The organism is bacterium, from assembly GCA_030019025.1.
Lineage (GTDB): Bacteria > Hydrothermota > Hydrothermia > UBA1063 > UBA1063 > UBA1063.
Window position 1 is genome coordinate 13,217 of the sequence record JASEFR010000027.1, and the last position, 13,068, is coordinate 26,284.

The window sequence follows — 13,068 nt, forward strand, 5'->3', positions numbered from 1 at the left end:
AACTCAGGTACGACCTCTTCTCCGGCAATGAGGTTAACAAGGCTAATATGACTTATTTTAGCTACCATTCTGCCTGCGAGATAAGTACCTATTGATGTTTTATAAAATACAACCATTGGCTTTTCAAAAATTGCCGTTTCCAAGGTCGCTGTTCCTGATGCGACAAGCAATACATCGGCGGTTTTTATGATGCTATATGGGTGACCATCATATAACAGCATATTAGGAGGTCCATCAAGAGTGTAGGGGATCTTTCTTGAAAGAATGAAAAATAGGTCCTTACGCTTTTGGTTCATTGTCTCCATTATGGACTTTACGTGTGGAAGAAGCCTCTCTACCTCTGATTTCCTTGAGCCAGGTAAGATACCGATTATTTTTTTGTTATCAGGGACTGCAATTTCCTCTATGTGTTCCCTTTCTTGATGCACCTTATCAAGGACTGGACTACCTACATAGTGGACAGTAACGCCTCTTTTTCTAAAATAGTCTTCCTCAAAGGGTATGATGGAAATAAGGAGGTCGAAATGACTTTTTAAAGTTCTTATCCGCTTTTCTCCCCATGCCCAGACCTGAGGAAGTATGTAGTAAATGTTTTTCTTTCCTATTCGATGAGTTCTCTTTCCCAGCTGTAAATTAAATCCTGGGTAATCAACAAAAATACAATAATCTGCTTCTTTCGCTTTCTCTTCTGCCAGCTTCAGGTGACTGATTGTTTTTTTAAGGCTTTTTATTGCCTCAACGAATCCAATAACTCCCATTTCTTTAATATCCAAGAATACTTCAACCCCTTCCTTTTTCAGGTTTTCTCCTCCTATACCGATAAAAGTAGCATCTGGTATAAATTTACGTAGTTCTCGAACCAAACTGGATGCGTGGATATCACCAGATACTTCTCCGCAGGAAATAAAGAATTTCATTATAGAAGTATAAGGAAAAAGCAGGCTTTATTCAAGGAAAGTCTTGCTTTTAAAAGGAATTAATGCATTGGTCATATTTATGCTTGCTTTGTTAGAACGCAAAAGGCGTTTTATAATTAATAGAAACCAAAGGGGCTGTAGCTCAGATGGGAGAGCGCCAGAATCGCACTCTGGAGGTCGGGGGTTCGAATCCCCTCAGCTCCATTTTTAATTTTCATAAAATTTACCTTGATAGCTGTTCTTTTCTTCCAGCATTCTTTCAATCGCTTGTATTCCTGCGAATTTGTTGGCAGTCCATGAGGGCGCGACTAAATTCTCCCTCGCAAAGCCCTGTAGTCTGTGAATTATTATTTCTGGGCTTAAGTGTTCGAGGAACTTAACCGCAATCTCGGCATAGTCTTCTGGTTTTTCATAGACTTTCACGATACCCTTTTCGTAAAGTCTTTGGAGAACCGTTCCTCTTATTACATAAAGGTGATGTAACTTAACACCATGAACTCCCAACTTAGAGACACCTGTTGCCGTGTTTAGTATCTCTTCTTCATTCTCTCCAGGTAGTCCAAGGATAAGGTGGGCAAGGATCCGAATATGTGGTCTTCTTAACGTTCTTTGTATGGCATCAACGGTTTGCTCAACGGTGTGCTTCCTGTTTAGCCTTTTTAAAACCTTTTCATTTAGAGTTTGAACACCAAGTTCAAGCCAAAGGTAGGTGTTTTTTCCTATTTCTTCAAGAAGATCAAGTACATCGTCAGGGACGAGATCCGGCCTCGTGGAGATTGAAATTCCAACAACGTCCGGAATTTCTAAGGCCTCCCTGTAAATTTTCTCTAATTTTTCAGGGGAGGCATAGGTGTTGGAAAACGCCTGAAAATAGGCAATGAACTTTCTTGCGCCGGTGTTTTTTCTTATGAGTTCTATTCCCTTTTTTATCTGCTCTCTCACGGGTAGTTCTGGCACGACATACCCCGCTCTTGATCCCCCTTCATCACAAAAAATGCACCCACCCCTTCCAAGAGTTCCATCTCTGTTGGGACAGGTGAATCTTGCATCTATTGAAACGCGGTAAACCTTTTCTCCAAAAACTTTTTTAAGATGGTGATTAAAGTTGTTATATCGCTTTCCACCCCATTCTTCAAACATTTTTAGCTTTGTCCTGGCACGAAAAGGCAGTATCCCCTTTCCCTATAAAGGGAGAAGACGTCAAAATTCCACTTCATAACGAAGAAGGGCAGGGTAGAAAGAAGTGCATCTATATGGTGGAGGCTCTTGATTTTTTTCAATCCCGTAAAGCCGAAGTCAGCGAGGAGTTTTTTCCATTTTTTAAGAAAGTCTAATTTCCTTTTAATCCCAAAGACCAGCATTGCATTTCCGAAGGCATAAACCTCGTAAAAGCTATTTTCATTAAAGGACCCACAATATTTGAAGCCTTTGTCTTCAAGGAATTTTCTGAGCTCAAAGCCGAAAAAGGGTGAGTAAAAATTCTTCATTATTTCTTCATTAAAGGGTAGGATGGGGATGCCTCTTTTTAAAAATTCCCTATCACAAACTCTTACCCGTTCTCCTGTTTCCAGATTGAGAGGAGCATCTACGAATATTAATTTAGTTTCTGAGGGTATCATCGACATGATCTCTTCAAGTTCACGAAATTCATAGAAGGAAAAAGCCTTTTTTACAAAAAGATCTTCCCTTATCAGAACTCCATAAGATTCTCTACCCTTTTTCCAGGCGGGATCTAAACCGATTATTATCCTATTTGTAAACAAGAACCGCCTTTTTCTCCCTTACGTACTCGCCGGCTTTAACTACTATGATGTAGATGCCCTGTTTTACAGTAATACCAGTGAGGTCAGTCAGATCCCAGTTAAAAGTATATTCTTCATTGGGAATTGCATTGGGACTACTGAAACGTTTTATAAGTTCACCTCTTTCATTGTAAACTGCGACGTCAAGGTTTGTATAATCTGTAACGGAAACGATAATATCAATGTTTTCGCCTGTCTTAGCCGCCCTTTGAGATAGTTCAAATTTTGATATTTTAAGGGTTTTTTCCTCTGTATAAATTATTTCAGCTATTTCTCTTGGATACACGCCTTCGTCAGGTTGGCTATCATTGTTGCTGTCAAGAACGATGTGGGTTATTTTTCTCACCGAGGAAGCCTGAAAGGGTCTTATCCATGGGTTGTCCGGCGCGGATTCCACTCCACCCTCGTGGTCTGACCCGGCAATTAAGGCCACAGCCTTTATACTTGCACCTGCTGGAAAACCACCGGGGTAAAGCTGGCTGAACGGTATGGCTACTTCTATCCCGCCCGAGTCACCAGGAGTTGCACTGTTATTGATCATAACCCCCGGGAAAGGCCTCGTTTTGACGGTGTTATTGACCACTTCCCCCGTGATTTCTCTTACCCCTCCCGTGCCTAAGTCTGCATTCCATAAAGCTATTAGAATGTCTGCATTCATTCCAAAGAACTGAAAGTTTCTTGGGTACCAATCAAGGTTGTTAATATCGTGGACGCCTTTACCGGTCCCTCGGTCTAATACTATAAGCAGTGCTTTATTTTGCAGTTTATAACTTGCACCAACATAGAGGTAAGTCGTATCCCAGGTCATGTAGATGCCGTAGATTTCGTTTCCTGTCACTGCACAGTCTATTGGGGAATCGGGGATCACCAGTTCATCCTGAGTCCAGTCCGAGAGGGCACCGTCAACCTCTATAGTTCTAAAAGTCTGTGTGAAGATTAGAATGGCGATAAGGAAATTAAACATTACAATTCCTCCTTAAGAATTTTTTCATTGACTCTCTTTGTGGCATCCTTGAGAGCTTGTTCAGGGGATTTCTGACCAGAAAGGGCTGCTTCCATTTCTCCGTTAAAGGTGAGCTCAATATCAGTATAATTAGGCAGTGGAGGGCGAGGAATGGCGTATTTCATCTGTTCAATAAAGACCTTGAGATAGGGATGTTTTAGGGTGTCTACCATTGGTATCGCATCATATCTCAAGGGTATTTGACCAAGTTCGTTTGCCCAGAAGGCCTGTATTTCCGGTGAGAGTAGGAATTTAATGAACTTCATTGCGAGGGGCTTGGTCTCTTTATGAAATATAACCAGGTTGGTGCCCCCGATGGTTGTGGCGGAGCCTACTGGACCTTCAGGCACGAGAGCTACTCCAAAGTCCAGTCCCGCTTCTTGCAAGGACTTTATGGACCATGGACCGTTGAATATCATAGCGTATTTTCCGTTTCTGAAGCCTGCGTCGGGATTTATAGCTCCTGCCTGCCAAGCTCCCCCCTCAATTTTGTATTTTCTATATAAATCTACTTTAAAAGTGAAAGCCTCAATTGCCTCAGGAGAATCAAGGAGACAGGTTTTTAGATCATCGCTCATAAATTTAGCGCCAAAGGAGAAGAAGAAGGGAAATGTCCACCAAAGGGAATTGTGCATTCCAAAAGCATAGATTTTTCCATCGGTGATCTTTTTCCCAATTTCTACAAGTTCGTTCCACGTTTTTGGTGGTTTTTTAATCCCCTTTGCCTTGAAGATCTTTTTATTATAGAAAAGGGCTATGCAGGTTGTCTGATCCGGTATTCCGTAGAATTTTCCCTTGTAGAAATTGGAATAGAGTGCCGCTTTCACAAGTTTATCTTTTATGTCAGCAATTTCTTCCTCTTCTATCGGGAGTATTGCATTTTTGTCTGCAAGTTTTGCGACAAAAGCGTAGTCTACCCTGGCAATATCTGGAGTCGTTTTTGAGGCAAGGGCTGTTAGGACTTTTTGTTCCATTCCATCAAAGGGTATCCTTTGAATCTCAATTTCGATTCCGGGATTTTGGGCTTTGAACTTTTCGACTATCTGGGTGAATACCGCATGCTCCTCGTCGTTGTAGCTCTCCCAGATTACCAGTTTGTTTGCGCGGTGTGCCTGCTTTCGCGCACATCCCACAAAGAACAGGCCTAATACAAAGATTGGTAGTAAAAACTTTTTCATACTAACCTCCTATTAAAAATTATAATGAGGGAGAACTAAAATTCAAACTTCCCATAGATAATTTTAGCGTTTTATTTTGCCAGTTTAAAGCATTAAGCTTACTATGCGGAGGTAAAAAATGTGGCGTGTCTTGTTAGTTTTAATTTATTTTTGTTTTCAGGGTTTGCTTTCACCCAGACTCTGGATACAGTCCGAACAATTGGAGTCGAGGAATTGCAGAATTATATGTCGTTCCAGATGTCTGCGTGCTCTCTATCGGTGTTGTTCCTGAGGATCTCGCCCATGATAGACCTATGAATGAACTTTCAAAGAAGATGCATTCTATTTTGAGAAGCTTTTTAAACTTGGGGTAAAAAAAGAAAAGGTAAAGACGGCTAACTTGCGAATTGAGCCTGTATATGCGCATGGGACAGAGACTCTAAAATGTTTTAGAGCTAATGAGGACATAATAGTGACGGTGCCGGTGGGTGAAGCGGAAAAATTCTTGCTGCAGCCATTGAAGCAGTGGTACATCGTGTAAATGGTGTAGTTTTTGATTATTCAAACAAAGATTCACTTCAGCTTATTGGGATCGAACAGGCAATGAAAGACGCCGGGACTGAAGCGGAGAAGGCATTATCAGGAACTGAATATAAGGTTAAGGGTATCAGAAGCATAAATATCCATACTGCTATTTTAGATGCATCTCTGGATGGATCCGTGGCTTTTTAAGAGCAGCCTCAGATAGCCCAATAGAGGAGGGTACGATAAGGATCCGTATGAGTGTTTTTGTTGTGTTTAATTTTGAGTGAAGTTTTTAAATAAAAAGGCGCCCGGACGGGCGCCTTCCCTGGGTGTGAATTTATGCCAGTTTTTTATAGTTTTCCTTCAAGGAAATCTTTTACTTTCTGGACCAGGGCCGCGCCAACTCGTTCCTGTCCCTCAAAGGTACTTGCACCAATGTGAGGTGTACAGATGACATTGGGATGCTGAATAAGTTCATTGTGAAGCGGATCTTCAGGAGGTTCCACCTCAAATACATCAAGGGCTGCTCCTCTTACTTTTCCAGACTTTAAGGCTTCTAAGAGGGCTTTTTCGTCTACCACTCCACCTCTTGACACGTTTATTATGAATACGCCGTCTTTCATCTTGTCAAAGGCCTCTTTGTTAACAATGTATTTGGTTTCAGGTGTTAAAGGAAGGTGGATGGAAATGAAGTCCGACTGGGCGTATAGTTCATCAAGGGAGACCCTTTTGGCATACTCATCCTGAAATTCGTGCCTTCTGTAACCTATTACGTTCATGCCAAGGCCCTTTGCCCTTTTAGCCAACTCATGGCCTATTCTTCCATATCCGAGAATTCCGAGGGTTTTACCAGCAAGTTCCCAACCTTCCAGCACTTTTTTCTCCCAGAGACCGTTTTTGATACCTACTGTTCCTCGAACAATATGTCTTGCAAGGGCGAACATAAAGCCCAGGGCAAGCTCAGCGACCGATGCTGAGGCTGCCTCAGGAGTGTTGTCGACTTTGATCCCTTTTGCCTTTGCCCCTTCGATATCAATGTTGTCAAGACCTACTCCGCCTCTCAAAATTAACTTGCAGTTTTTCAGAGCTTCAAGGACTGGACCCTTTACCTTAGTTGCGCTTCTTACGATTATGATATCTGCATCGCCAAGATGAGCAGGAAGTTCTTCCTTGGGTAGGGAGCTCAAATCAGCTACCTCAACACCGAGCTTCTTCAACTCTTCGATGGCACTTTTTTCCATCTTGTCACAGATTGCGACTTTCATTTTTCCACCTCCTACTTCAAACCCCAGATTTCATCAATGGCTGCAAGGAGCCCCTTTGTCTCTTCGGGGGTAAGGTCACCCATATGTCCGATTCTGAAGGTTATGTCTTTTAGCTTGCCATAACCATTGGCTATTCTGTAGCCCTTTGCCTCGAGTTGTTTGTTAAGTTCTGCAATGGAGTATCCTTTGGGATTGTTAACAACTGATACCGTTTGTGACCAGTAGCCTTCTTCGGGGAACATTCCAAATCCTCTTGCAACTGCCCATTCTTGAGCAAGTTTTGCCATTTCTTTGTGCCTTTTAATTCTGTTTTCTACACCTTCTTTTAATATTCTGTCAAGCTGGAAGTCGAGTGCGTAAAGAAGTGAAACCGCTGGTGTTGGAGGGGTTTCTTTGGACTCTTCATACTTTTTCACATATGCCACGAAATCAAAGTAATGGCCTCTACCTTTTACATTTTTTGCTCTCTCTAAAGCTTTTTCGCTTACGACCGTGACAGTTAGTCCCGGTGGCATTGCAAAGCACTTTTGAACACTCGCAAATACAACGTCTATTCCCCATTCATCTATGTTTAATGGGGCACCCATCATCGCGCTTACGGCATCCACTGCGAAAATTACGTCAGGATATTTTTTCACAACTTCGGCAATTTCTGGCAATGGATTCATTACGCCCGTGGATGTCTCATTGTAGGTTACGAGGAGCGTGTCGTATTTTCCGGTTTTCAGCTTTTCGTCTATCATTTCTGGTCTAATTGCTTTTCCCCAATCAACAACAATTGTATCGGCCTCTTTGTCGCACTCTTTTACAATCTTGTACCATCTTTCAGAAAAAGCACCACATATGGTGGAGAGTGCTCTTTCTTTTACACAATTTCTTATCGTTCCTTCCATTACGCCTGTTGCAGAAGAAGTGAAAACGATTACGTGATTTTTTGTGTTCAGCGCTTTTTTAAGTTTCTCGATTATACCCTCGTACAGGGTCTGAAATTCCTTCCCCCTGTGGGAAATCATTGGTCTAACCTGTGCTTTAAGCACTTCTTCCCTTACTTCTGTTGGTCCAGGATTGAAAAGGAGCCTTCCCATAATATCCCCCTTTTTTGAGCTAAATTTATGATAAGGCCTTTGCTCTAAATAGTCAAGTGATTATTTGCACAAGTAGACCTGGCCTTCTTGTGTATTCTGGTTTAAAATTAACTTCAGTAAAGGAGGTGAGTTTTGTTTAATAAGATTTACAAGCTTTCTTCAGATTTTAAGGTTAGAAGGAAAGCTACTCCTAAGACTTATCTTGCTTTCTTCTTAATAATTATTTTGTACGTCTTTGCTTACGGAATGCCTTCTAACTCCTTTAAGTGCGGCATAATATTTTTGGGCCTCGTTGTCGCATTTTTAGCTTCAATTTCTGAGGATGATTATTTTTTCGTCTTTTATTACTTTCTAATCTTGCCCTTTTTACTTTTTAGAACCATATACATTTACCCCGGTTTGCTCCTTTCATGTGCCGTTTTACTATTTTTGATTTTCTGGATTTTATTTACTCCGAGCTATTTTACTATGGTGGTGGATTATAAGTTACCAGAGGATATAACGCCTGCTGAGGCTTCTTTCCTGGTTTCGAAAGATATTGGGCCCCAGGAACTCATTTCAACCCTTTATAGTCTTTTTCTAAGAGGATACTTAGAAATTTTAGATGAGGGAGGAAGACTAATGTTTCACAAGAAAGTCGATTATGAGAACGACCCCAGCCTGCTTTCTTACGAAAAGTTCATCTTGGATAAGGTGTTTTTTATGCCAAACATTGAAATCATGCAGAAAACGGGTGTTATATACAATCAGGAATATTTCCCCGATAAAGTTGACTGTGAACTGGTCCTGGAAAACCTTTCCAACTGGGCTGATAATTTTAAAAACAGGCTTTTAGATTCACTGAGATTTGAGAAGCCGGTTTGCAAAAGATATGCCTTTGAGACGAAAACTGCCTTTTTGCTGGCTACCATTACTTACATTGTTTTAGATGTGATTTCCGTAAAAACGCTTATGAATATAGGTGATGGATTAGCTAAAATTATTCTCGTAATTGAGCCCATTGTGGTAGCTATTTTGCTCTTTTTACTTTCTTTTACTCATAGTTTGCCTCTTACCACATATGGGAAAGAGATCTATATTAAGACCCTCGGTTTTAGAGAATTCATGAAGAGAGTGGAAAGACCACGCCTTGTTTGGCTTTTAAGAGAAGGTAAGATTGAGATTTTTAACGTCATTGGTTATTTGTATGCTCTTAATCTTATTAACTCTTTGAACTGGGTAATCGAAATTTTAAAAGAAAAGGATGCGGGCGAAGGCGCTCTGTTATTCTCGCAACTAATGAAGAAGGTTCACTTAAACTGGTACAAAGGGAAAGATTTAGGGTAAGAAAAGGTCAAAAATGGATTTTTCGATTTTTACGTCTGGCAGTTTTTTGATGTAGATCCTGAAATTGTAATCCCATCTTTCTCCAAAACCATTATAGGTGAAGTTTGCTTCCCAGCAATGCAGATCTTTACTTATAGAAAAGCCTTTTGAAACCACTTCTTTTTTATCAAAATCGTAGCTTCCTGAGAAGGAAACTTTGAAACTTTTCCCGAAGTTGAAGTTACCGCTAACATAAAGCATTTGACTGATAAAAATTCCCTTTGTCAGGGTATAATTTAGATTAAGGCTTATTTTGTTCCGTGAATCAGTCTGTTCTAAGTTAAAAAATGGGAGAGGTAGGCTTCCTCTTAAGGATAAATTAATTGATGGATTCTTGAATTCCTTTGTCTCCCTAAGGTATGTTGTCGTCAGCCTGATGCTAAATGGTAAAAGGGTAAGAGTATTAACGCTTATAAGCCAGTTGTTAAAGAGGGGTAATGAGTCCTCAGGCAAAATTGTTGTGGAACTTGATAGGTTAATGTTAATAAAATCAACCTTTCTTTTTTCCAATTGTACCCCGAGACTGTTATTGAGTGATACATTTAAGGTGGCACGCTCCTTGGAAGAGTATTGAAGAAAATAAAAGTTTGTTTGTGGATTTTCTATCTCGGGCTGGTATGTAAAGGAGAGGGAGGGTTGCAATGTGTGGGTGAAAAACTTTATTTTACCAATACCGAAAACTGTTCTGCCGTATAATACTGTTCCGGTATTGGCAGAGTAGGAAATTCCTTTTATTACAGGATATTTACCTCCAGAAGTATCGTAGTCTGTAAAACCTGCAAAGCCGAATGCTGTGAGAGAGAACCTTAAGTATTTAAACAATCTAAAATTATAGCCTGCTGATCCACTAATTTTGGTACCCCATCTCAGAGTGTCAAGGGTGTCGATTTGGGAATATTCACGGAGAAAAGATATATTACCAGTAAATCCAAAATTGCCAAATTTGATATGGGGCAAACCAACTTGGATGGAAGGGATACGTGTGGTTCTTCTCCTCGTTGTGAGGTTTAATCTGTCATCTAAGATTCCCGAAAAGGCGACCCTGCCGAAGTTTTTTGAAATGGATAGATAACTGGAAAGTTCTCTTTTTAGCCAATTTTCTTTAACATCTGCATAGTCGTTCAAAACTTCGTTGTCCGATAGATATTCCCCTTTTCCAGTAATTCTGAAGCCCTTGAAGGGGCCGATGGTAGTATTCATGTTAAGGGTCCACCTTCTCCTCCATGGGTTCCATTCTTGAGCCAGGGAATAGTTGAGATTGAAAGTTCCGAACCGATAACGATTAAAGGCGAGTTCGACGTTACCCCTTACCCCCCTTTTTTCGAAGAGGTCGAGAGAGAAGGTTAGATCGGAGTAGTTGTTTAAAACTAAATAATAGGATAAGTTTCTAAAGTATTTGCCGTCGGTGGAGTTTGTTCCGAAACGGGGAACTAAAAATCCCGATTTGCGTTGCTTTGAGAGGGGAAATATCCAGAAGGGTAAAAGAAAAACTGGAACATCGTGTACTTTGAGGATAACGGGTTTAACAATGGCCATGTCTCGCAATATGACCTTGCTTTCAGCGGACTCAAAGTAGTAATGAGGGGTATCTGCCTCACAGGTAGTGAAGGTCCCCTTTTTCACGTAGATCGTATCCGTTGAATCCTTTACTATCTTTGTCCCCTGATAAATACCCTTTTCCTGCCTCATTTTACCTCTGAAGGCAAACCCGTTCTTGGTTTTCGTATTATAGTAGATGCTGTCGCCGACGAGTGTGTCATTGCCGAATATGAGAATTGCCTTATTACCAAAGGCCTTTAGTTTATCTTCATTTTTGTAAAAAATAATGCTGTCGGCAAAAAGTTTCACATTTTCTTTCTTGATTTCTGCAGAATCCCGCAATACGAAGATAGAACTATCCGCAAAATAGAGTATCTCCTTACACTCAAAATAGAGTGGCGAAGAGGCAAAAATTAGAAAAGATATTAAATTCAATGCACGTCCGAGTTGAGATCCACTTCTTTAAATTTTGAGAGTGCGCCAAAGATTAGATTTTTGATCTCTTCAAGCCTTTCGGGAGTCCGTCCTTCGCATCTGACAACAAGTACTGGTTGGGTATTGGATGCCCTTATGAGACCAAACCCATCCTCGAACTCTACTCTTACTCCGTCTATGTCAATTACCTTGTATTTTTTCTTAAATTCTTCAACCAGATTTGAAACCACTTCAAACTTTTTATCATCGGGGCAACCCACCCTAATTTCGGGTGTGGAGTGATAGTACGGAATCTCTTCGGCAAGGGCAGAAAGGCTTTTGTTTTCTTCTTCCAATATTTCAAGAAGCCTAAGGGAAGAGTAAATTGCATCATCATAACCGTAGAACCTGTCGTTAAAGAAAATGTGTCCTGACATTTCACCTGCCAGCGGTGCATTAACTTCTCTCAATTTCGCTTTAAGGAGGGCGTGTCCCGTTTTCCACATAAGGGGTTTTCCACCCAATTTCTCAATGTATTCAGTTAGCCCTTTTGAACATTTCACATCGTGGATAATCGTAGCCCCCGGATAACTCTTCAATACCTGCTTTGAAAAGATACCAAGGAGTCTGTCTCCGAAGAGAAGAATACCTTTTTCGGTAACTGCACCGATGCGATCCGCATCTCCATCGTACCCGATACCAAGATCAAATTTTTCCTTCAATACCTTTTCCGAGAGATCTTTCATGTATTTTTCTACTGTCGGGTCTGCCAGGTGGTTGGGGAAGGTTCCATCTATCTCCATATAAATCCCTTCAAAAGGAATGCGTAAACTGTTGAATATTTCAGATACAACTGGCCCTGCGGTTCCATTTCCAGGGTCGATTGCTACCCTGTAATTTCCTTCTATTTTAACATTACGGACCATTTCGTAAATGTATTGGTCAACTACGTCTAATCTTTGAACTTTTCCGCGTTCCAGAGTGTTGTAAAACTTCTCTTTTTTTATCATTTCTTTAAGTTTTTGAATCTCATCACCGTAGAAAGTCTCCCTCCCGAGAGAAAGTTTGAATCCATTGTACTCCCGTGGGTTATGGCTTGCGGTTACCTGAATCCCACCGTGGACCTCATATTTGAACAGTGAATAGTATTGAAGCGGTGTTGGGACAAGTCCAAGGTCATAAACGCTTATTCCGGTCTTTGTAAAGCCTTCTATTAGAGCCTCTTTAAGGGGGATTGAGCTAGGCCTTGCGTCCATTCCAACGGTTACCTTTGAACCTCCCTTCTCTTTAATTATTGTACCGAAAGCTCTGCCGATAAGATAGGCAATCTCTTCATCCAATTCCTTACCATAGATACCTCTGATATCATACATTCTGAAGATTTCATCTATAACCTTCATAGACCACCTTCCTTTTCTTTTAGAATAAAGGATTTTTTGAGAACTATCAACGAAATCCGATTTATTGTTGTTTTTATAGCAAGTATGGAATCAAGGCCTTTCTGTTTTTGGGGTAGAAGGGAAAGTTGGCTTTATACCAGCGGTGATTGGCTAAGGCTCTTGGAGCTAGGTTTGCAAAGGTCCAGAGGGCAAAGGAGAGCCCCGCCAGACTCCATGTTGCAATAGCCCATCCGGTCCACTCCAGGATTTCGCCAAGATAATTTGGGGAGGAAACAAGATTAAACATACCTCCTTCTGGAATTCTATATTCCAAGTCGCCCTTTTTTCTCAAGTTTATCAATTTGGAATCTGAAATATAGTGGAGCAAAAAGCCCACTATAAATAAAACTATGCCGGCGAGGAATCGTGGATCTCCTGTCCAGCTTTGGTTATATTTCTTAACATGGGTAATGGATATCATATTTAGAAGGCTGTTAACAATGTTGAAAAAGAAGCCCATTCCTGCGATTGAAAGTGGAATATCCTTTCTTGACTTTAGTCTGAAAGGAAAAAGAAGGGATCTATAAAAGTAATGAAAAGTCCATAAGCTAACAAAA

The 13,068-nt window shown here is 40.8% G+C and carries 12 protein-coding genes and 1 tRNA gene; 3 read left to right on the forward strand and 10 right to left on the reverse strand.

Annotation, left to right across the window (positions count from 1 at the left end):
• Window positions 1-917, reverse strand: a 917-nt coding sequence (gene lpxB / locus QMD82_07190) for a lipid-A-disaccharide synthase (protein ID MDI6851699.1), incomplete at its 3' end; no start/stop codon positions are given.
• A 131-nt stretch (window positions 918-1,048) separates the two neighbouring features.
• On the opposite strand from lpxB, the gene QMD82_07195 reads away from it, so the two are divergent.
• Window positions 1,049-1,121 (forward strand) — tRNA-Ala (locus tag QMD82_07195).
• Window positions 1,122-1,124: 3 nt separating this feature from the next.
• On the opposite strand, the gene QMD82_07200 is transcribed toward QMD82_07195, so the two are convergent.
• From QMD82_07200 to QMD82_07215, 4 genes are read right to left on the reverse strand one after another with little or no spacing between them, the layout of a single operon-like run.
• Window positions 1,125-2,057, reverse strand: coding sequence for a TIGR01212 family radical SAM protein (locus tag QMD82_07200; protein MDI6851700.1), 933 nt, complete (start codon window positions 2,055-2,057; stop codon window positions 1,125-1,127).
• Window positions 2,058-2,059: 2 nt separating this feature from the next.
• A complete protein-coding gene (locus QMD82_07205) occupies window positions 2,060-2,680 on the reverse strand; it encodes a hypothetical protein (protein ID MDI6851701.1) in 621 nt (206 codons plus the stop codon).
• Window positions 2,667-3,683: a hypothetical protein gene (locus QMD82_07210; GenBank protein ID MDI6851702.1), complete on the reverse strand. Its 1,017-nt coding sequence runs from the start codon at window positions 3,681-3,683 to the stop codon at window positions 2,667-2,669. Before QMD82_07210 ends, QMD82_07205 begins: the two co-directional genes overlap by 14 nt.
• Window positions 3,683-4,900 carry an ABC transporter substrate-binding protein gene (locus QMD82_07215; GenBank protein MDI6851703.1) on the reverse strand — a complete coding sequence of 406 codons (1,218 nt, stop codon included), beginning with the start codon at window positions 4,898-4,900 and terminating at the stop codon, window positions 3,683-3,685. Before QMD82_07215 ends, QMD82_07210 begins: the two co-directional genes overlap by 1 nt.
• Window positions 4,901-5,380: 480 nt before the next feature.
• On the opposite strand from QMD82_07215, the gene QMD82_07220 reads away from it, so the two are divergent.
• Window positions 5,381-5,611 carry an SIMPL domain-containing protein gene (locus QMD82_07220; protein MDI6851704.1) on the forward strand — a complete coding sequence of 77 codons (231 nt, stop codon included), beginning with the start codon at window positions 5,381-5,383 and terminating at the stop codon, window positions 5,609-5,611.
• A gap of 143 nt (window positions 5,612-5,754) precedes the next feature.
• On the opposite strand, the gene QMD82_07225 is transcribed toward QMD82_07220, so the two are convergent.
• Window positions 5,755-6,669, reverse strand: coding sequence for a D-2-hydroxyacid dehydrogenase (locus tag QMD82_07225; GenBank protein ID MDI6851705.1), 915 nt, complete (start codon window positions 6,667-6,669; stop codon window positions 5,755-5,757).
• Window positions 6,670-6,680: 11 nt separating this feature from the next.
• Window positions 6,681-7,754, reverse strand: a complete 1,074-nt coding sequence (locus QMD82_07230; protein MDI6851706.1) for an alanine--glyoxylate aminotransferase family protein — start codon at window positions 7,752-7,754, stop codon at window positions 6,681-6,683.
• Window positions 7,755-7,886: 132 nt separating this feature from the next.
• On the opposite strand from QMD82_07230, the gene QMD82_07235 reads away from it, so the two are divergent.
• Complete coding sequence (locus QMD82_07235; protein ID MDI6851707.1) at window positions 7,887-9,080, forward strand: DUF2207 domain-containing protein; 1,194 nt, start codon at window positions 7,887-7,889, stop codon at window positions 9,078-9,080.
• Here QMD82_07235 and QMD82_07240 read toward each other — a convergent pair.
• The 3 genes from QMD82_07240 to QMD82_07250 form a co-directional block, all read right to left on the reverse strand.
• A complete protein-coding gene (locus QMD82_07240) occupies window positions 9,072-11,093 on the reverse strand; it encodes a putative LPS assembly protein LptD (protein MDI6851708.1) in 2,022 nt (673 codons plus the stop codon). The two genes, QMD82_07235 and QMD82_07240, sit on opposite strands and share 9 nt — an antisense overlap.
• Complete coding sequence (locus QMD82_07245; GenBank protein MDI6851709.1) at window positions 11,090-12,472, reverse strand: phosphomannomutase/phosphoglucomutase; 1,383 nt, start codon at window positions 12,470-12,472, stop codon at window positions 11,090-11,092. Before QMD82_07245 ends, QMD82_07240 begins: the two co-directional genes overlap by 4 nt.
• A gap of 73 nt (window positions 12,473-12,545) precedes the next feature.
• On the reverse strand, window positions 12,546-13,068 hold a 523-nt coding region (locus QMD82_07250), incomplete at its 5' end, for a 3-oxo-5-alpha-steroid 4-dehydrogenase (protein ID MDI6851710.1).